The organism is Plectonema cf. radiosum LEGE 06105 (assembly GCF_015207665.1).
In the GTDB taxonomy this organism is placed as follows: Bacteria; Cyanobacteriota; Cyanobacteriia; order Cyanobacteriales; family Nostocaceae; genus Rivularia; species Rivularia radiosa_A.
Genome location: NZ_JADEWL010000039.1, coordinates 19,906 through 42,975 on the forward strand (window position 1 = coordinate 19,906; position 23,070 = coordinate 42,975).

Here is a 23,070-nt window from a genome sequence, read left to right on the forward strand (position 1 = left end):
TCTAATAATAAATGCGCGATAGCAAGTTTAGAGCTTCGGTAAAAAAATATGTTTTTACCTGTCTTGTTGAACTAAAAAATTAATTCTTCAATACTATATGAGCGAACAAATTATAAAAATCATTCTTCACGATTATAGTAGACGTTGACGGCATCGTACTTTAACTTATAATTAAAAAAATCAGGGTGTTATGACAAGCATTGATATATTTGGTAAAGATACTTCTAATAATGAAGAATTTTTCTCTGCTTCCATATTAGATAATTCTGAAGAAGATATTTATGGTTTAAATGCAGCTAATAAGGTTGATAAAAATACAGGAACTGAACCCTTAGCTGCGGAAATAGAAAGACTTAAATCAGAAAATTTTAATATTGCATATAACACCGATAACATTGGTGACGATACCGTTAATTCAGTATCGTCACCATTTTTATATAATCAAATATCTACTCCAAACCAATTATTCGGACAACAAGTAACTGATTTTAAGAAAATAAATACCGATTTAGATAAAGATTTAGATAAAACCTCGATTGATTTCATTACTGGTAATAACAAAAATAATCCTTTAGTCGGTACATTTGAACTTGACTCAAATTTAAACTCAGATTCAAATTTATTAATAATAGAAAACGACATTGCTGCATCTCCCATCCCAATGTCAGCGTCTGCACCTACTCCTAAATATGCAATAAGAACCGAGAAACAAGTTAGCATTAATAACGGTGGAGATTTAGACGGAAATCCTCTCGATTTAAACGACGATTCTTTAATTTATGCTGCCAAAGGTTTTACGATTAATGGCAACATTACCCTACCAGTACAAAGAGATGAAAACGGTAATCCCCTTACTAATAATTCTGGTAAATTACTTTTAGTAAATAATGCCGTTACCGTTGCTCCGAATTACACTACCATCAATGCGAATAACAATCAATATGCTAATTTAATCCCTCCACAAGTAGTAGATGAACAAGTAATTGATATTCCAGCTTATGCAGATTTAAAACAGCAAACATTAGATAGCGTTATTGCTCCAGGTACATCAACAGTTACCTTTAATTCGAGTCAAAATCCTCTAAATAATTCTCAAGATTGGAATAACAAATTCCCAGCACCGGGTACTGAGTCAAATCCACGAGTTGTCAGAGTTACGGGTGGGGGATTAAATATTCCCGGTAATATTAATATCAGCAATTATGTTATCACCGTAGACAACGGAGATATTAACTTTAACGGCAACAACCATAACTTTAATAATATTGTATTAATTACCAACAACGGTAATATTAATTTATCTGGGGTACAGGCAACAAATTTATCTGTATTTGCTTCTCGTTCAATTAATATGAACAGTACTGCTAGATTTGCTAGTTCTACAATGCTAGCATCTGGAAGCAATAGCGGTAGCATTAACTTCAATGGTGCGACGACAAGTACTAACTCTGATGATAATTTGAGAGTAGTTTCAGCTGGTAGAATCACCTTTAACGCTGCATTGAATAGCCGTGGGTTATTTGAGAGTGTAGGCGATTTTACCTTCAATAATAATTCCACTTTGTACGGTACTATTGCTGCAAAGGGAAATATTACTTTTAATAATGGTGCCAATGTTATCTACACCAACGATACAACTGAAGAAGTAGATACGGAACAACCAGTAATTACAGCTGCATTGGTTAACGATACCGCACCAAATAATACTACCAATACAGATAGAATTACATCCGACCCCACAATTAATGGTACGGTAACTGATAATGGGGAGATAGTTGAATTCACCGCAGGGTTTGACGATACAGACATTGCCGCTTATGTCAATGTATTGCCTCAACGCTCGGCAAATGGTAATTTTAGCTTTGATAGAACAACTTTAGAATCTATTTACGGTAACACCTTACCGGATGGAAATCATACTTTGCATCTACTCTCCAAAGATGCTTCGGGTAATGTTTCCAATTTATTCGATTTAACGTTTACGTTAGATACGGTAACAACAGCACCAGCTAATTTAGATTTAACAGCAACCGATGATAGCGGAGTTGACGACAGCGATAATATTACTAATAATTCAACTCCTGGAATTACGGGTAATGCAGAAGCTCTTTCAAAGGTAGAATTATTAAACAATGGAGTCAAGATTGGAGAAGCGGAAGCTGATAGCAACGGAAATTGGCAAATAACCACCAATAATTTAGCAGACGGTAATTATAATATTACGGCTATTGCCACCGATATTGCTGGAAATCAAAATCAATCAGATGTACCCCTGTTGCTGACAATCGATACCACAGCACCCCTATCTCCCATTAACTTAAAATTGTCTCCAGATAGCGATTCTGGAATTAACAACAGCGATAATATTACCAACAATAATTCTCCCACCATCACTGGTAATGCAGAACCACTATCTACAGTAAGGTTGTTGCAAAATGGAGAATTAGTCGGAGAAACAACAGCTACGGACGATGGAAGTTGGCAGATTGCCACAAATAATCTTGCAGACGGTACTTATAACTTTATCGCGATCGCAACCGATATCGCAGGAAATACTAACAACTCTCCAACATCACTGCAAATAACGGTTGACACTACACAACCAACAATCAACCTTACCACGAGCATTGATACAGAAGCGCTGACCCAGGGGTCAAAATTAACTGGTAACTTAGATGGTACTGGTAGCGATATCTCTACTATCAGCTACCGTTTTAACGATGGTGCAGAAATTATCGTTCCCTTTGATGCTGCGGGTGCTTTTGATGCTCAATTTGATTTAACCGGACTTAACAACGGTGCTTATACGCTGACTGTTACTATTACCGATACCGCAGGTAACGTCAACACGATGACCTACAATGTCACCGTCGGTACGGTTACAAGTGCCTATGAAATTACAGCAGCTTTAGTCAACGATACTGCTCCTAATAATACTACCAATACTGATGGTATTACCAGTGATGCAACAATAGCTGGAAATATTAATAATTTCAGCGATAGCGTCCGTCTGCGTGTGGGTTTTGGCGATATTCCTGTATTAGATTACGTAGATGTCACCGAAGATATCAGTAGCGAAGGTAACTTTAATTTCAATTTGAGTCAACTCGCTTCGATCAACCGTGCATCTTTAGAAGATGGAGCATACAGCCTCAATTTACTTTTAGAAGACTTACAAGGTAATCAGTTAAATACTTCCACAGTTAACTTTACCCTCGATACCAGCAATCCTATTCTCGCATTAAATACGCCCTTAGATAGCGGCGAACATAGCAATAGGACGCGACTAATTGGTAACGTTAGCGATACTGGTAGCGGTTTGTTTGATACTAGCTATAGCTTGGATGGACAAGCATCTTCTCCTTTAACCATTAACGATCGAGGAAGATTTGACCAAGCCATTGTTCCCACAGGTTTGATAGATGGTTCTCACAACTTGGCATTATCGGTATTTGATATTGCTGGTAACTCTACCCAAAAGTCCGCTAACTTTACAGTCAGCGACGATTTTATCATTGGCAGCACGGGGACACAAGGCTGGGGAATTAAGACAAACGATAGCGTAATTTTGGGCGAACAAAACAGCTTTGTCACCCAAACCGCAATAGAAATTGAACTTGGTCAAAATAAAGGTAAGCGTCAATTAGAATTTGAAATCGATGCTCAATTTGATACCACTGACATCAATACCGCATCGTCAGACAGATTGTCACTTTATCTGGTAGATTCAATCAACCCAGAAATCACCTTACTCGACAAAGGAGAACCGGGAACCGCTTTATTTTCCCTTTCTGGAACCAATGCAGAATTCACCCCCGGACTGGTAAATTACGACGGGAATCGGGTCAGAGTTGACCTCACCAGCTTAAAAAGTCAAACCAGCGGTTCCTTAGTATTCCAACTAATTAATAACGACAACGATACTGGTAGCGTCGTCCAAATCAAAGATATTACCAATACCGTTGACACAGAAGCAATAAATGGTCCCGTATTCCCCACAGATATTGACCGAGCGGAAATCGGCGATCAAATAAATTTAGATACTTTCAATACCTCATCTGACGTAGAATTACTGCTATCTAACGTCCGACTTGATAGCGATACGGGGACTTACACCGCAGATTTACAAGTCCGCAATAACGGAACTACAACTCTCGGACGGGAATTAGCAGTTGTATTGACAAATCTCCCTTCGGGTGTTTCCCTAAATAACGCTTCCGGAACCCATCCTGGAGGTTCTCCCTACATCAATTTCAGTAATGCTATTCAACCGGGTGGCTTGAATCCTAAAGCCATATCCGACGCGGTACAAATTGTCTTTGATAACCCATCCTTAACCCGCTTCGATCTGCAACCAGTATTCTTAACGGGAGCGCCAGAACAACCGCCTCAACTGGCTCCTGTAGCATCGCAGAGCGTAATGCCGGGTGGGCGGTTAGAAATACCGTTAATTGCTACCGACCCCAACGGCGACCCCATTAGCTTCTCGCTGCGTTCCGACACCCCCTTACCCAAAGGAGAACTAACCGGGGATGGAACGCTGGTTTTTACCCCCAGTCCTGACGATATTGGCACCTATAACTTCACCGTAATTGCTACTGCTGGTGGGGTAGACGTTACCCAAGACGTAACCATTACCGTAGAACCAGACCCCATTACTACTACGAGGATTTCTGGTGTTATTCAAAACACCGACCAAGCAGCATTAGCCGGAGTAGTAATTGAATTAGGTGGAACGCAAACGACTACCGATGCGTCGGGTTACTTCCAACTTGAATTTAACGGAGAATTACCCAGCGATACCCTCAAAGTAAGGGCAGAACTACTTGCTGGCAACGATGCTTATCCGTTTATTGCCGAGAAACTGCCATTGCTATTAGAGCATGATGCCTACGCAGGGGTAAATAACGTTATTAGCCGTCCCATCTACCTGCCAGTGCTAGATACGGCAAATGCGATCGCAGTTGATCCAAATGCAGATACAACCGTGACCACCAGTACTATTCCCGGTGCATCCGTATTTGTAGCAGCAGGTAGCTTAAAAGACCAACAGGGGAATGCTTTTACGGGCGGGTTGAGCATTACAGAAGTCCCCGCAAACTTAACACCTGCCTCCTTACCGGAAAATCTGCGTCCGGATATGGTAGTGACTATTCAGCCAGGGGAAATGGTGCTTACAACTCCTGCACCTTTGTCACTGCCCAATCGTGCTGGATATGTACCGGGGTTGGAGATGGACTTGTGGTCAATTAATCCCAATACTGGGTTGTTTGACAAAGTGGGAGTCGGAAGAGTTAGCGATGATGGTAGCGTAATTGAGACGATTGAGGGGGGGATTCGTAATAGTAGTTGGCACTTCTTTGCACCTGTTGCAGTAGGCTTATCCGACCTAGAGGAAAATCCATACAACCACAACGGAGAGTATCTTACAGAAGTAAATACATATTTTGAAGAAGTTAAAGAACTAGGTTTACATAATGCAACCAAACACGTTAAGCACGATAAATGCTCTGAGGGCGAAGCCACTCAACCAATTAACTCAGATGTAGAATTGCATTCGGGTGCGGTACAAGAAACTCACAATCTGGTTACTTACGAGTCTTTGGGCAAAACTCGCGGTTTAGCTTTGAGTTATAGCTCCTTGCGTGCCGACCCCAAACCAATCTTACATTTTGGAGCCGATAATATTACGTATGAGAATGCTTCTGGGAACCCAGATGATGTGCTTGAAAATTTATTCGTTGCCAAACTGAGCGTCAAGCAAGGTGATTTTGAGTATCAAGTACCAGGTGTCGCTGAAGGAAAATACGGTTTATCTGGAGGAGAAAACTTCTGGTCGATACCTGGTCGTAATCCTAACAACGAACCTTTTGATATTGATGCTGCCTTGCAGGTAGATATGCGCTCTTTACCTACTGGTAAATATGAATACAAGGTCACGGGCGGTCTACAAGTATTTACAGACGAAGAAGAATTTAATGGTTCTTCAACAACTACAACGAGCGAGATAATTAGTGTCAACAGCATTGACAGTCCTTTCGGTAGCGGTTGGAGTTTAGCTGGATTGCAGGAAGTAGTTGAGAATGACGACGGTTCCGTACTGCTAGTTGATGGTGATGGTAGCCAATTCTTATTTGAAGCCCCCGCAGAACCAGGTGATTCTTATGTTTCTCCATCATTCGACTTTTCTACCTTAGAACGTGTAAACGGTACTTTCCGCCGCACCATGAAAGACCAAACCGTTTACCAGTTTGATGCCCAAAACAAACTTGAATTGGTACGCGATCGCAATGGCAATGAAACGCAGTACCAATATAATCCCGACGGTAAGCTTTCCAAAATAATTGACCCCGTAGGTTTGGAAACTGCGTTTACTTACACCAACGGTAGAGTTAGTAGCATCACTGACCCAGGAAATCGCGTTACCGAACTTAAATACGACACCAAAGGTAACTTAATTGAGATTACCGACCCCGATGAATCTTCTCGCAGTTGGGAATACGATAAATCTCACCGTATTACCGCTGCAATTGATAAACGCGATAATCGCGGAGAGGACGTTTATGATTCTTACGGTCGGGTCAAGAGTGCCGTTCGTCCGGATAAAACGGTAGTCAAGGTCAATTCAGCTCAAACACAAGGATTATACCGTCCGGAACAGACCCTTAATCCCTTCAATGCTCCTTTAGCCGATGAACTGGGTGATGCGGAAGCTAGCTATGCTGATGGTAACGGTAATGTAATTCGCACAAAACTTGACCAAGAAGGTCAGACTATTTCCTCAATAGATGGGGCTGGATTTTTGCCCGAAGTTGAGCGGAATGACAGTAATCTAGTGACAAAATCTACAAGTGCAAGAGGAGATGTCACGGAGTACACTTACGATGACAAAGGCAACATTCTCAGTATTAAGGATGAGATTTCTAGCCCTTTTCAAGGAACGGATAGCATCGCTGACCAAAGCTTATTCCCTAATGCCATTTATAAGATAGAACAATACTCAGATCAAATCGTAGCAGCAGATTTCAATGGCGATGGCTTTCTTGATTCTGTAATTGCTAATTATTATTCCAACAATGTATCTATTCTTCTTGGAAACGAAGATGGAACATTTGGTGTTGCTACTAAATTTGAAATAGAAAACTCATCTTCTTCTATTGCAGTAGGAGATATGAATGGAGATGGTTTTCTTGACTTAGTAAGTTTAGATAATTATTATTCCAATAATGTATTAATTGTTCTTGGGAACGGGGATGGAACATTCGGTACTACCGCTAACTTTGAATTAGAAAATGAAACTGATTCTCTCGCTGTAGGGGATATGAATGGAGATGGCTTTCTTGATTTAGTAGCTGCAACTGGATATGACTATTATTCCAACAATGTATCTATAATCCTTGGAAATGGGGATGGAACATTCGATAATGTCACTAAAATTGAATTAGAAAATGAAGCTGATTCTCTCGCTGTAGGGGATATGAATGGAGATGGCTTTCTTGACTTAGTAGCTGCAACTGGATATGACTATTATTCCAACAATGTATCTATAATCCTTGGAAATGGGGATGGAACATTCGGTAATGTCACTAAAATTGAATTAGAAAATGCCTCTAACTTCCTTGTTTTAGGTGATTTAGATAATGATGCCGATTTAGATATTGTAGTCGCCAGCGGTGATGGCTATGGTGTTGAAGGTAGCCTATCGTTGCTGTCAAACAACGGCGACCTTACTTTTACTCAAACAGCAGACATTGCAGTAGAAGAAGTTTATAATTTCGCATTAGGTGATGCAAATGGGGATGGTCTGCCTGACCTAATCACTGCTAACAACGATGATTATCGGGATCGATCGAGTGTATCGATACTTTTGAATGATGGAAACGCTTCTTTTGAAACGACTGATGAAAGCACTGAATTTGAAGTTGGGCTTAATCCAGAATTCATAACATCCGGAGATATCAATCAAGATTCAGCCCCCGACTTATTGATTCTAAATAACCCTGGTACTGGGATATTGAACCTATCCGTTTATCTTGGTAGAGGTGATGGTGTTTTCTCCGATCCAATAAATTCCGCGATTAATTTTTACACTACATCCGTGGTTTTGGGAGATGTAAATGGCGATATCAATCTCGACTTAATAACTGCTAATGGATTGGATGATAGTGTATCGGTACTGTTAAATAATGGCAATGGTACTTTTGCTTCTGCGGTTAACTATACGGTTAGTGACAGACCACTATCGGTAGTTGTGGAAGATGTAAACGGCGATACCAATCTTGACTTAATAACTGCTAGTGAAGATGATGATAGCGTATCGGTACTGTTAAACAATGGTGATGGTACTTTTGCCACTAAGGTTGATTATGCAGTTGGAAATGGTCCAGAATCAGTAATTGTAGAAGATATTAACGGCGATACCAATCTCGACTTAATAACTGCTAGTGAATTTGATGACAGCGTATCGGTACTGTTAAACAATGGGGATGGTACTTTTGCCTCTACGGTTGACTATACGGTTGGTAACAGACCAAGATCAGTAGTTGCAGGAGATATGAATGGAGATAACAATCTTGACTTAATAACTGTCAATGAATTTGATGACAGCGTATCGGTACTGTTAAATAATGGGGATGGTACTTTTGAAGAAAGCATTGACTATACAGTTGGCGAAAGACCAACATCAGTAGTTGTAGAAGATTTAAATGGAGATAACAATCCTGACTTAGTAACTGTCAATAAATTTGATGACAGCGTATCGGTACTGTTAAACAATGGGGATGGTACTTTTGAAGAAAGCATTGACTATACAGTTGGCGAAAGACCAATATCAGTAATTGTAGAAGATATAAATGGGGACGGTAATTTTGATATATTTACCACTAATTCCTACGACGATACAGTATCAGTATTGTTAAACAATGGTTCGGGTTCTTTTGATGAAGCAAATATTCGTTACTTTGCCGTAGGACGATTTCCCAAATCTATCACATTGGATGATTTTGATGGTGATGGGGATTTAGATTTTGCTACTGCTAATAAAAGTGATGCTACTGTCTCTGTAAGATTTAACAATACAGTTGGTTCTGGAGGAACCGGAGGAAGTGGAGAAAATACCGAACGCCGTTACACTTACGACTCCACCTTCAACCAAGTTACAAGCGTAACCGACGAACTGGGTAGAACCACGCTCTACAAAATCGACCCTAATAATGGAAACGTTCTTTCTACTACCAGGGTTGTAGGCGAAGTTGGTGGTAATGATGATGAAATTACCAGTTACACTTACACATCTGACGGTCAAATCGATACAATGACCGATGCGCTGAGTAGGTTAACTGACTACGATTACGATGATTTTGGCAGATTAATTAAGACAACCTTTGCCAAAGATACAGCAGATGAAGCGGTACAGCAGTTTAAGTACAACGCTGCTGGCAACCTCACGGCGTTTATTGATGAAAACGATAATCGTACCGAGTATGAGTACGATGACCTGAACCGTTTAATTAAAACTACCTATGCTAAAGGTACGGCAGAAGAAGCAACAGAAACAATCGAATACGACGACGCTGGAAATCAAACTGCAACTGTAGATGCAAACAACAATCGTACCGAATACGAGTACGATAAAATGAATCAGTTGGTTAAAACTACTGAGGCTGACCCAGATGGTGCGGGACCGCTAGCTTCACCAATAACTACTTACAAATACGACTCTTCAGGTAACTTAACTTCAGTTGTTGATCCATTAAAACAAGAAACCAAGTATCGTTACGACACAAGAAACCGCTTATTTGAAACTATATACGCCGATAACAGTAAGGAAAAACTACGCTATGACTTTGATGACAATCTAGTTGCAACTATTGATGCTAACGGAAATCAAACTCGCATGGTTTACGATGTTCGTGACAGGTTGGTTCGTACAGTTGACCCGCTACAAAATACAACTACCTACGAATACGACGCTGCCGACCAATTAATCGCCGTAACTGATGCCAACGAACACAAGACAAAGTACGATTACGATGATTTAGGACGGCAAGTTGCTATAACTGATGCTAAAAACGGTGTCACGACTACAGAATATAACAAAGTTGGAAATGTTATTGCTTTAACTGATGCGAATCAACATACAACTAACTACACCTACGACAATCGCGATCGCCAAACAATCATCACCGATGCAGAACAACAAACCACCACTACAACCTATGATGATGCCGGTAATGTCATATCTGTAACAGATGCAGAAAATGATACAGCAACATACTCCTACGATGCTCGCAACCGCCAAATTGGCATTACTGACCCGTTAAATCGCACTACAACTTATACTTACGACGATGCTAATAATTTAGTCGCAGTAGAAGATGCTTTAAATCGTACAACCGAATACTCTTACGACGCACTCAACCGCAACACAATTGTAGAAAACGCTTTGGGCGATACTGTTGTAACTACTTATGATGCGGCAGGTAACGTTACTTCTACCACTGACGAACTGAAGCGGAAAACTAGATATAAATACGATAAACGCAATCGTCTCACCACTACTATTGATCCGCTCAATCATCAAACCACCAGGGAATACGACGGTAACAGCAATTTAATTGCGCTTACAGATGCATTAAATCAAACTACTCGCTACGAATACGATGCGCTTGACCGTCAGAAGAAGATAATAGATGCTAAGTCTCAAGTAACAAGCTTTGCCTACGATAAAGTCGGCAATCTTGAAACCGTAACCGACCCAGAAGCAAATACTACTACTTATACTTACGACGAATTAGATAGGCTTAAAACCGAATCAAACGAACTCGGCTTTACGAACACCTACGATTACGATGCTGTTGGTAACTTAATCGCTACCACAGACCGCAATCAACGCTCTATCAGCTATACCTACGATAAAGTCGATCGCCAAAAAGTTGAAAACTGGCTTGATTCTCAAGGTAACGCAATACGCACTATTAATTACACTTACGATCGAGTAGGTCGCCTTACCGATACCTTTGACCCAGATTCCAGCTATTCCTACACCTACGACTCAGCCGGACAGTTAACGTCATTTGATAACGCAGGCACCCCAGGAGTTAATAACGTTGTTCTCGATTACACCTACGATGCAGTCGGCAATCTTAAAACCGTTACCGATACCATTGACGGAATCCAAAGCGGTTTAGAAGAATTTACTTACGATGACCTCAACCGCGTAACTAGAATTACTCAAAGCGGTAATGGGGTAGCTGATAAGCGGGTTGATATGACCTACGATGCTGCGAGTCAGTTAAAGGGTATAAATCGCTATGCGGATTTAGCTGGAACCCAACTTGTTGCAGATAGCAGCTATGACTATGATGTAGCAAGTCGTCTCAAGGAATTAAAGCATTTCAAGGGAACTGATGTTCTAGCAGCCTATGGCTTTGACTACGATGCTGGTAATCGCATTACTTCTTTCACTTCCCCGGATGGAACCAGTACTTACAGCTACGATTTAACGAATCAGCTTACTGGTACAGACCACAGTTATCAAAATGACGAAAGCTACAGCTACGATGCTAACGGCAATCGTACCAATGATGGTTATGACACTGGTACTGACAATCGCTTGTTAACTGATGGTAAATATAATTACTCCTATGATGATGAAGGGAATCGTACTCAACGAGTTGAAATCGCTACGGGTGAAATAACCGAGTACAGTTGGGATTACCGGAATCGTCTGACGGAAGTTGTTGTCAAAGATACTGACGGTAACGTTATCAAGACTTCTGGGTATGCATACGATATGTTTGACCGTCGTATTGCCAAGGAGGTAGACCCAGACGGGGATGGAGTCGCAACGGCTTTAGCAGAAAGGTTTGTTTATGATGGGGAGCATATTGCGCTCACCTTTGATGGGGATGGTAACTTAACTCATCGTTATTTACACGGTCCACAAATTGACCAGATTTTGGCAGACGAAAATGCCCAAGGTGAGGTGTTATGGGCGCTGACGGATAATCAAGGTACCGTGCGGGATGTGGTTGATAATGACGGTACCGTTGTTAATCATATTACCTACGATAGTTTTGGTCAGATTACCAGTGAGACAAATCCCAATGTTGATTTCCGGTTTGGGTATGCCGGAAGGGAATTTGATGAGGAGACGGGACAGTATTATTATCGGGCTAGGTATTATGACCCCGGCGTAGGTAGGTTTATCAGTGAAGACCCGATTGGTTTTGAAGCTGGCGACCCCAATTTTTACAGATACGTTAATAATAGCCCTGCTAACTTCACCGACCCAACAGGGGAAATCTTAGACGCGCTTTATAAAAATAACACGCTTTATAACGTAGTTAATAAGCTAGACCAATTCTCGGCAGGTTTTAGTGATGCGACCACTTTTGGGTTAACAACTAAGATACGTGAGATACGGTACGGCGAAACCGCAACGCGAAACCACAGTGGAGGATTGTTTACTGCCGGTCAGGTTTTTGGTACAGCAGCCAGTACTGCCGTGGGCTTTGGTGCTGGTGGTAATGCAGCAAGAGGTGGTGGCTGGGCTATACGTGCGGCTAAAGCTTATACCGTCGCTGGGGATATTGCTGGGGTTTATCAAAGTACGAGCAAGTTGTTGGAGGGGTGTTTTACTCCTCTCGATGCGTTGGGTTTTGCCCCTGTGGCTGGTTATCTTGGTGGTCGGGTTTGGCGTGGGTTACGGGGAGCGGATGATGCCACCTTATTCACTGGTCTAGATCCCTCTGGTAAACCACCTGGAGTATATTTTGCAAATAAACCATTAGATGGATCTATCATTGGCAGAACAGAGAATTGCGTGAACTGTGTAGTTGCTGGTGATGCTGCTTTGCAGGGTCTAAGAGCAACAGCTTTACCAAGTAATGGTCCAGTACCAAATGGACTGGCTAAGTTGCAAGAACACTTTGCTTCACAGAATGGTGGTGACGTATTTAAATTTATGAAGTTAGATAAGATTGATAAAACGTTACTTAATGCTGGTGATGGAGCGCGAGGAATTGTATATGTAAAATGGCGTCGTGGAAGTGGTGCACATGTATTTAATGCCGTTAATGACCGTGGCAGAATTAAATATCTTGATCCTCAAACTGGCGGTTTACAGAATTTAAGCCCAGGAATCAAACCATCCTACACAGGATTTATGAGAACAAATCAATAGACACAATGGTGATAGTAATGGAATACGAAGTAGCAAAACAACGAGTGCATAAATTTATTAACGACCGCTTTGATAGTGATGATGAGCTAATCATAGAGGATGAGGGGATAATAGAGACGGATTTCGGCTGGGTTTTTCCCTACGATTCCAAAAAGTTTTTGGAGTCAGGAGAATTAATTTATGCATCAGTGGGCAATGCACCTATTATTTTTGACAATCGTGATGAATCCATACACATAACTGGAACAGCACATGACGTTGATTATTATATCAATCAACACCAAGAATATTATAATCCCCAGAGTTAACACAACTTCTCACCGTGGCGTGAGCGCGGCTCTCCTATAAACGTTCATTCATTTATTACACGCCCAATTTGGAGACAAGCAGGTCAGTATGATTAAACCTGAATCATTGCGAATAGAACGAAGTGAAACGAACCAATTGTAAAGGTTTTGATAACTTTACTTTTCTTGACTCAGTTAAGTTTAATTGTGCTTACCTACCCTAAAAGATAATTTATTGTTTATTTGGGGTATTCCAGTAAAAGTAAAAAAACTAATAAATGTTTTTTTTTGAGTAAAAAACGCGAAAAACTCAATACTTACTTAAATGGAATTGGCTGGAAATATGTCAGAAATACAAGCAATTCAAAAATTAGAGAAGGCTGGTTTATTAGTGGTTCCAGTAGGTTCAGTCGGTCCATTTTCAAATGGATATTCTGTAGCTAAGCCCACGTCAGTCTCTGGAAATACAAGAGATGACTGCGAATGTTTATTTGGTGATGACGAAATACCTTGTGATGCGCCTGTTGCAAATATTTATCCAAAAGAAGATAAATGGATATTTGAAATTTCGGAATGGGTTCCAGGTCCAGGAATAGGAGATTTTCAGGATTCATTTGAGTCAATAGATGATGCTGTCTCGCCAATCTTAGATTACTATTTTGGAGATCCATCACGAATGAACCCACCTGAACTACTAGAAATTGAATAGTTTTAACTTCTTAAATAAAAAGCTAAGTGAGATGTGTTGTTGCGGAATATATAATCTGTAGGGTCGAAGTAGTAAATGGTAATTTTGGTAACTCAAAATTACCTGCTAGTACCCCCTTCTTCTCATCAAAGAAAAAACATCAGAACGAGCTTACAAAATAAAATATTACTTTTAGGCTTATCCTTTTGTGAATTTTTTTATTACTAATACCCTTATTTTATAAATATTGTTAACCACTACAAATAATAATCATTGTATCAAACCCTCAAAATCAACCTGAATTTTCACGGGATGTTGAAAACGTCATTTTAGCCGCATCGAGAACCCTACTTCTTTCGTGACTAATTATCATTAGTTTATAGTTATTGATAATAACTCTGTGGAAAAAGTAACGTTTTTTGGTTGACTCAGGACTTACCGTGAAAAGTCAGCAAAACCAACCCCTTGCCGAACTCAGTATTATAAATTACAACAGAAACTGAACTTCAACGAGCAGCCAGCAACCACACCACGGTATTGACTGCTACAAATGCTGCTGCCGTTCCTTCACGACAACTCCCAACAATGAAAACCCCAAAATCCCCTCAACAAAAAACCTTAAACACCAAACTCCCCCTACTCCTATCCTCCACAATCAGCATCCTCTTCAACCTCCCCTCCCCAGCAATGGACTTTTCCCTGCACACAGAAGACCCCGTACTGCTGTGGAACCAAGCAACCCTAGAAGCCATCAGCAACACCAACATGGGTCCCACTCCCACCTCCCGTGCTTTGGGCTTAGTTAATACCAGTATGTACGATGCCTGGGCAGCCTACGACCCAGTAGCAATTGACACTCAACTAGAAAACCTCCAAGTTGACCACAAAGAAATCACTCCAGAAAACAAAAGCACCGCAATTAACTACGCTGCATACACCACCCTCCTAGACTTATTCCCCAGCCAAGAACCTGCATTTACTCATCTCATGCAGCAACTGGGAATAGATTCCACCATTACAACCACCAACCCAAACACCCCAGCAGGAATAGGTAACTTAGCAGCTAAAACATTACTTAATAACAAATATACCGACGGCTCCAACCAATTAAATAATTACACCGACACCACTAACTACAAACCAGTCAACACCTGGGATAAAATAACCGACCCCAATCGCTGGCAACCAATTAGTATAGATAACGGTAACAACATTCAAGAATTTCTCACACCGCAATGGGGAGACGTTACCCCCTTTGCTTTAAAATCGGGGAGTCAATACCTACCACCACCACCCGCAGAATTCGGTACACAATCCTATATAGACCAAGCCCTGGAAGTAATTGAATACAGTTCTTCGCTTACAGACGAACAAAAAGTAATTGCCGAATACTGGGCAGACGGACCACAAACCATACTACCACCAGGTCACTGGCATTTGTTCGCCGAATATGTCTCCACCAGAGATAATTTAAGCCTAGATGATAACGTCAAACTCTTCTTCAGTTTAGGTAACGCAGTATCCGATGCAGGAATTGCTGCATGGGATGCAAAAGAACATTACGATTACGTCCGTCCCGTCACAGCCATCCAATACCTAGCAGCAAATAATTTATTACCAGACGACCATCCCCTAGTACGTACTAACCCCCAAACCAATACACAAGAAATCTATACTTGGGCAGGTCCAGATAAAGGTACTCAATGGATAGATGGTACAACCTGGCTACCCTACCAAGATATTACGTTTGTTACTCCTCCCTTTGCCGAATACGTATCCGGACACAGTACCTTTAGCGCTGCTGGTGCGGAAATACTCAAACGATTTACCAACAGCGATCGACTAGGAGGTTGCCATACCCAACTATCCAACACCTCCACCTTTGAAACCAATACACCTTCCAATCCAATTAAACTTTGCTGGGATACCTTTACGAGTGCTGCGGATGAAGCTGGAATTTCTCGACTTTACGGAGGTATTCACTTCCAGGATGGGGATATTAACGGTAGGGTATTAGGACGTAAAGTTGGTGAGGCAGTTTGGGAGAAATCACAATATTATATTAACGGTGGTAAGTCAGCTAAAAGCATTCCTGAATCTTCTTCTGTGATTAGTTTGTTGACATTTGTTGCTTTTAGTGCGGTGTCATTTTTTAAAGGAAATCATAGTGCCAGATTAAGAAAATGATTCGTCATTGGACAAATTTTAAATAGTGGTAATACTATATTAAAAGTATTATTGTTAATCAAACTTGATGCAATAATTTTAGATTCAAAACTAGTCCTTTATTTTTAATTAAAGGATAGTCTGAAATCTTTTTTTATTGAATAAATTTAATCTCTTGTTGGCAGAAAATTACTGATAAAAAACCGCAGAGACGCAGAACCGAGATGAGGTAAGAGATGAAGAGAGATAATAATTAGGAGCGGGATAGGAGTAAGTAAGTCGGCACAAATAAACCAAACTATGTAACAGAATGAAAACAACCCTCAATTCCTTGCGTTAGCGAAGCGTGTCCGATAGGACATTGAGCCGCACCTTTCAGGTGAATGCTTCGTTTCACTCGCAATGACATACCTTGATTTTTTTACACCGACTTACGTAATTTAAAATCTAAAATCTAAACCAGAAGCAACTTATTTTCTAATAAGAGAACAATCCAAAATTTCAAAAAAGTATCCGTTGTTAAAATCCAAAATCTAAAATCCAAAATTGAATGGCTTTATGCAACCAAAAATTTCCATAGTCATCCCAGTTTATAACCGCTCAAATTATCTCAGTACAGCCATAGAAAGCGTTCTCAAACAAACACTAACTGACTTTGAATTAATAATTTGGGATGATGGTTCAACTGACAACTCGGTAGATATTGCTAATCATTATGCCCAACAAGATAAACGAATAAAAGTAATTGCAGCAAAACACCAGGGACAAACTCTTTCATTACAAGGCGGATTTTCAGTTATATCTGGAACTTATACCGGGTGGATAGATAGCGACGATATCTTAGCACCAACTGCACTAGAAGAAACCGCCATCTTTTTAGATAACAATCCCCGTTGCGGACTAGTTTATACCGATTATTTAGTCATCAACGAAAAAAATCAAATGCTTGGGAAAGGAAAGCGCTGTCAAATCCCCTATTCCCCAGATAGACTACTAGTTGACTTTATGACTTTCCACTTCCGATTGATGCGTAAGGAAGTATTTAAACAAGCAGGTGGAATTGATTCAAAAGCTGAACTTGTCCAAGACTACGACTTATGCTTAAGATTATCAGAAATCACGCAAGTACATCATCTCCAACGTCCGCTATATTACTATCGTCAACATTCTGGCTGTATGTCCTCTCAACAGCGTATAGAGCTAATTTACAACTCCCAAGAAGCAATTGCAAGAGCATTACAGCGTCGGGGAATGGCATCTGACTATGAAATTGATGTAGAAATTATTGGTCGCTATCATCTTAAACGGAAAATCAAACCGCAATCAACTGCAAGAATTATTGATAATAAAGAACGTGTTGAAGAAGCGATTGTATAACCTAAAACTGATTGATTATTAAACAAAGCTAGAAGTTTTAAAGCAGCACACTAGTAAAAATATTATTTCTTCCATTCCCCATTCCCTTTACAACTGAGCTAACAAATTCAAACTAGATTGTACGGGTGTATGTTGAACGAGCATTCCAGCATTACGTAGTTTATCTAAAGTATAAAAAACCGCTAATCTTTGTCGTTCAAATATTGGAGCAAACCAAGGAATTGTATTAACTAACGCTTTTAATTCCTCTTTATTATTGCTTGGATACTCGTCTTTATATGGATATTGAATATCCAACTGCGGCTGCTTCCAAGTCAATCGATCGTGATTTGAAGAATATTCAATCCCTACCCATTTTGATAGCTCCTCTACAACAAAGTCATAGCTATCAATTTTATGAGAAACCACAATATGCTGTGCCATTAGATGTACAATTCTATGAGCATGGTCTTCTAAGGTGCAAACCGTATTAATTCTATGCAACGCGCTGATAACCCTTGCTTCTGCTTGATTAATAGTTATCTTATATTCTGTACGACGGTCAATTAAAAAGAAACTATCCGGTGCTTTTTGCATCAGCGTTACTGGTGCTAATTTCCACAAATCCCAATTTTGTTTGAGTAGAAACCAATGTTGCTTGGTAATTCTTTGTAGTGGCTGTTGTGCTGCAATTTCTTGGAAGCGGAGATGCATTCTTTTATAGCACCCAGCACGCCAGGAATAAGAAGCTTTACGGCTATTTTGAGTGGGCGACCAAAAATTGTAACGTACCAAAGCATTGGGAACGTAGAGGAAACGCAAGCCAATAATTGCAGCAATGGTGTAGTATTCTCTGTCTGTAGCTAAGAAAGTGTGTGGATTCCAAGCTTTTAGTTCTTGCAATTTTACTGCACAAGCGCGACGAAGCAAATATGAGAGGGGAGGTTGCCAGTTATGAGATAAAGCTTGCAGCAAGTAATCGTCATATTGTCGCGAGGTAAAGCTGAATCGGTGCTGGCATCTTTTTTGAGGAATTATGCGTTGCGAATTTTCCCCTTCCTCCACATCAGATTGATAAAAACAATATTCCCAATCTCCATAAGCAATATCAAAGTTAGGATTTTGCTCTAATGCTGCTACTTGCAATTCAATTTTATTGGACATTAAAGAGTCATCAGCATCCAACCATTGAATATAATCGCCACTTGCTAAAGTAAACCCGTGGTTAAAAGCATGATTTTGTCCTTGAGCGTGACATTTTGTAAAGATGACACGACGAGAAGAGTTAGCTGCCAGTTGACGAGCAATTGCTAGAGAGCCGTCAGTTGAATTGTTATCGACGATGATAATTTCTATATTAGGATAGGTTTGCTCAAAACACGAGCGCAAACACCCCTCGAACATCTCACCTGGGTTATAGCAGGGAATAATTATTGAAACTAAAGGAGCGAGGGAATTTTGTTTCTCCAAAGCTGGCTTCTGAACTTTAGCGTTTAATACGTTTCCTTGAAACCGATTGTCGGATTGACTTTCCCCTTCTTCCTCCTGCACTATACTCCCTGCCTTTTTCAGTTTAGGCTTGATACTAAAAAAAGCAGTAAGATGAGTATCCAGTTCGTAATCTGATGATAATCCCCGCCGTATGAGCGCATCATTAATTGCTTTTTGCGCCCAATAAATATTTTTCAAATTGTCGTTGGTAACATTGCTATCGTGGCGACGATAATAATAAAGAGGTTTGGCGATATGATAAACTTCGGTGACTTCAGATAATTTCAAGCATAAATCGTAATCTTCACCAGAAGCAAAGCTATCATCAATACCACCAATAGCATCGTAAACGCTGCGACGAATTAACCGGAAATGAAACGTCATCAAATCTACCAGCAAACCTTCTTTAGAGTAAGGAATTTGACATCGCGGTCCCAACCCATGAAGATTGCCATCCGAATCCATTAATTCGTAATCGGTGTAGACAAGTCCCACTTGAGGATGTTTGTTGAGAATTAAACTCGTTTCCTCAATCGCTGTAGGAGCAACCATATCATCGCTATCTACCCAACCAATATAATCTCCCGTAGTAGCTGCAACTGCGGCTTTGATAGCTGGGGGAAAGCCCGTATTTTGTTCGGCAGCAATTACTCGAATACGGCGATCGCATGACGCATACTGATAGGCAATGTCTAAAGAATTATCAGTGCTTGCATCGTCCCAGATGATTAACTCAAAATCGCGATGAGTTTGATTAAGAACGCTTTCTATAGCAGATCCAAGATAATGCGAGCGGTTGTATACCGTGATAACGATGGAGATAGTAGGGTGCATGAGTCGAAATATTAAACAACTTTTAACTGATTACAACTCCCCCATCGAATCCAAAGTCAGCAAAGTGCTAATTTCATCATTTTGGAACCCCAATGCCATTGGTCGCCGTACTTGCGGTAATATCTGTACATCGTACAACTCTCTAATCACCCCAGAAACAGAAACCGAATGGACGATTTCACTACTTTTTATATCAACTACCATCAATCCACAACGGGCTTCTTCTCCTTTCTCCGTTAACCTTTCATCTAACGCTAACCCAGAAAATGTTTTATCTTCTCCTCGCGGCTTAGATAACCCAATAATCGCCCACTGTTTCCAGAATGCCAGCCCGCGCAAATAACCAGGACAAAAGGCTACAACTTCAAAACTTCCCCTCTCCAAATCGACATAACCAAACTCCCCAGTTCCCGAATTCATCAGCCACAACTTACCTTGATAAAACCGAGGCGAATGAGGCATTGATAATCCAGATAAAATAATTTCATTATTAGTAACATCAATTACACACCCTCCATTCCGACGCTTTTCTCGCCAAGCATCCTTCACGTCAGTTTGAGCAACTGCCGTTACATAGCGGGGCTTGCCGTCCACCATTGCCATCCCATTCAAGTGACAGCGGTCTTCATTCACTACCTTAGAAATAAACGACGGCTTCCACAAAGGCGTACAGCTATTGGATTCGCTTACCGTTGCCAAACAATTGAGCAAGGTACTGACAAAAACTATCCGCCCCCCATCTTCCACAGCAACATCGTGGATATCCAAATCCCCCGTAGTGTAACCAGTGCGGGGAACGTAAAGTTTATCGTAACCTTGATAGTTCTGTCCCTCTTCAAGTACGTTATCAAACTGCCATAATTGATATTTGGTACTGAGCATTAGGCGCTCAGAACCAACGGTATACAGCCCCATTGCTCGGTTAAAATTGCGCTCAAACCCAGAAAATCTTCCTTCTTGACCAATTCCCAGCAATATTAAACGACTGGTTTGATAGGTAGTAAAAGCTAAACTTATCTGTTCTTGATACAACCATCCCACAAATTGTTGGGAGCAATTTATCTCTAAAGCTGGGGAATTGGAAGTGGTTTCAACACCATTAGAATGTTGTTTGGGACTTGTAACAACCATAATTGTATACTGTTGCGCTGTGTATGAAATATAAGTAAATTTCGCTTCCCTTAAATTGCTGCTTGCTTGTTATAGAGTTAATAAAATTTATATATTGTTACTGCAATAGTTAATGCTTATACGTATAAATAACTAATTTACTACCATACAACATATATTTGTGATTGTCATATTAAGTCAACTTGCTACACCTAAGCCTGCTTCGGATTTTTAACGGCAACTCTTTCTTGTGCGCGATAACAGGTAAGCGTAATGCCATCAAAAACCGTTAAATAACTACATCCAGAGTAAGCTTCAATATTCAAATAACCGGAGCAGTTCAATACAAGTAAGTATTGGTATTGGCTGCGACGCAATACTTACTACTCACTACAATCAATATCCAACATTGATTTTTTAAACTATGAATACTTAAATAGTTATAAAAGCAAAAGGAGCAATATGTCATCAAAAAAAATATGGCAGAAATATGAGGATGTAACGAGACAACTATTACTAGACATTCGAGATTTTATTGGTTTAAGCAAAGTAGAATCGAAACAAGTAATTCAAGGAAACAGTGGAACTGAATGGGAAATTGATGTTGTTGCTTATGACAACATTACAAGTAAAATTATTTTGGTTGAATGTAAGCATCGAACCAATTCAAGCTTACCGCAATCATTAGTAGGTGGCTTTGCTTATACAATCAAAGATACAAATGCAGAGAGGGGAATCATTGTAACAACAATTGGACTTCAAGAAGGAGCAGAAAAGGTAGCTAAACACGAAAAAATAACTCCTATCAGGTTAACAATTGATGTTACCAATAATTCTGACGATTACATTGCAAGATTATCAAATCAAATATTTGTTAAAGTTACTGACAGAATTGCTATTTCTTTCTCCTGCTTATCGGTTACAAAAGTCACACATTATAAATTTTTCAACAGACAATAATTTGAAATATTAAAAGCTCTAAATTATTAAAGTATTCTCACGGTTTTAAGGATATTGTACCCTTCATTTACATTGAAATTGCTTTGTTATTTATGCTCAAGACAAAAGCCATATCAGTTAAAGTCTTACTTCGTAGATACTTTCCTCGATGATAAAAATTTCTGGTTTGATGAGTGTGAAATAAAAACAGAAAAGGATAAATTTTGAGTTAGATAATAAAAATTTTATTTCGCCTACAATAAGTTAGCTCTTTTATGTTTTTAAGTTTGCCTGACTACTATCTTACAATAATTTAATCGATTCCTTCTAGTTTTAATTCTATTAACGATATTCCTAATTTTTGCATATATCTATTACAGATTTCAACTCCTTTATGAGTTAGTTCATAAAATTGATGGAAGGAAGGAACTTGTTTACCTAAAATTTTACCTTCATTTCTCTCTACAGCGAGAAAAAAGTCATTGCTTGCCCGATTTAAACGTCTTTCTTTTTCTTCTTTGGGTAGATTTTCAATTTCTTCTGTAGTAATCTTACCCGCACGGTATATTAACTCTCCTCCATATATATTCTGTATGTCAATATTAACTTTTTTTGGATGCAATCTATTATCTGTATGGCTAATAACTTTATCTCTCAATTGCATTAAACCATCAACAAGTTCATTTTCAGGTGTTACAAAATTTTTATCTTGTTCTAGCTGTTCAGCGTCAAGAATATCTGGTAAGCCCCAAAATCTATATTCAGATTGGAGTATATTAATTATCTTCAAAAGACCTAAACTGTTTTTATCATATGCTCTGGTAAGCCCTATAATTCCGGCTTCATAGTGAGCCATACGTGACCAATCAAAAAAAGGTGGGTATTCCTCAAAATGAGTATTTAGTGCTTCTGTCATACTTTCATGAATTTTTAAATGAAAATGTGAAAAATACAAATTTTCTCCAACTTGGTTTATTTTGATTTCAAAATCTTCTCTAGATACTGACATACAC

General features: G+C 39.8%; 9 protein-coding genes. 6 read left to right on the top strand and 3 right to left on the bottom strand.

What is annotated here, in order from left to right; genetic code table 11:
- The first annotated feature begins 190 nt into the window (after positions 1-190).
- From IQ247_RS13665 to IQ247_RS13685, 5 genes are all read left to right on the top strand, one after another.
- Positions 191-13,186 (top strand): FG-GAP-like repeat-containing protein, encoded by a 12,996-nt coding sequence (locus IQ247_RS13665; protein ID WP_193920821.1) that lies wholly within the window; start codon positions 191-193, stop codon positions 13,184-13,186.
- 17 nt (positions 13,187-13,203) lie between these two features.
- Positions 13,204-13,494 carry a YrhB domain-containing protein gene (locus tag IQ247_RS13670; RefSeq protein ID WP_193920823.1) on the top strand — a complete coding sequence of 97 codons (291 nt, stop codon included), beginning with the start codon at positions 13,204-13,206 and terminating at the stop codon, positions 13,492-13,494.
- A 322-nt stretch (positions 13,495-13,816) separates the two neighbouring features.
- The gene (locus tag IQ247_RS13675; RefSeq protein WP_228059729.1) at positions 13,817-14,182 is read left to right on the top strand and encodes a hypothetical protein; all 366 of its coding nucleotides are present in this window, start codon (positions 13,817-13,819) and stop codon (positions 14,180-14,182) included.
- Between the two features lie 666 nt (positions 14,183-14,848).
- Entirely contained in the window at positions 14,849-16,348 is a 1,500-nt protein-coding gene (locus tag IQ247_RS13680; protein ID WP_193920827.1) for a vanadium-dependent haloperoxidase, read from the top strand.
- 537 nt (positions 16,349-16,885) lie between these two features.
- A complete protein-coding gene (locus tag IQ247_RS13685; protein WP_193920829.1) occupies positions 16,886-17,704 on the top strand; it encodes a glycosyltransferase in 819 nt (272 codons plus the stop codon).
- Positions 17,705-17,791: 87 nt separating this feature from the next.
- On the opposite strand, the gene IQ247_RS13690 is transcribed toward IQ247_RS13685, so the two are convergent.
- Together IQ247_RS13690 and IQ247_RS13695 are read right to left on the bottom strand one after the other, a co-directional pair.
- On the bottom strand, positions 17,792-20,008 hold the full coding sequence (locus tag IQ247_RS13690) for a glycosyltransferase family 2 protein (RefSeq protein WP_193920831.1): 2,217 nt from the start codon (positions 20,006-20,008) through the stop codon (positions 17,792-17,794).
- A 30-nt stretch (positions 20,009-20,038) separates the two neighbouring features.
- The gene (locus IQ247_RS13695) at positions 20,039-21,139 is read right to left on the bottom strand and encodes a TIGR03032 family protein (RefSeq protein WP_193920833.1); all 1,101 of its coding nucleotides are present in this window, start codon (positions 21,137-21,139) and stop codon (positions 20,039-20,041) included.
- A gap of 441 nt (positions 21,140-21,580) precedes the next feature.
- Here IQ247_RS13695 and IQ247_RS13700 point away from each other — a divergent pair, with 441 nt between their 5' ends.
- Positions 21,581-22,078 carry a restriction endonuclease gene (locus IQ247_RS13700; protein WP_193920835.1) on the top strand — a complete coding sequence of 166 codons (498 nt, stop codon included), beginning with the start codon at positions 21,581-21,583 and terminating at the stop codon, positions 22,076-22,078.
- 292 nt (positions 22,079-22,370) lie between these two features.
- Here IQ247_RS13700 and IQ247_RS13705 read toward each other — a convergent pair whose 3' ends face one another.
- On the bottom strand, positions 22,371-23,066 hold the full coding sequence (locus IQ247_RS13705) for an AbiU2 domain-containing protein (RefSeq protein WP_193920837.1): 696 nt from the start codon (positions 23,064-23,066) through the stop codon (positions 22,371-22,373).
- Positions 23,067-23,070: the final 4 nt, after the last annotated feature.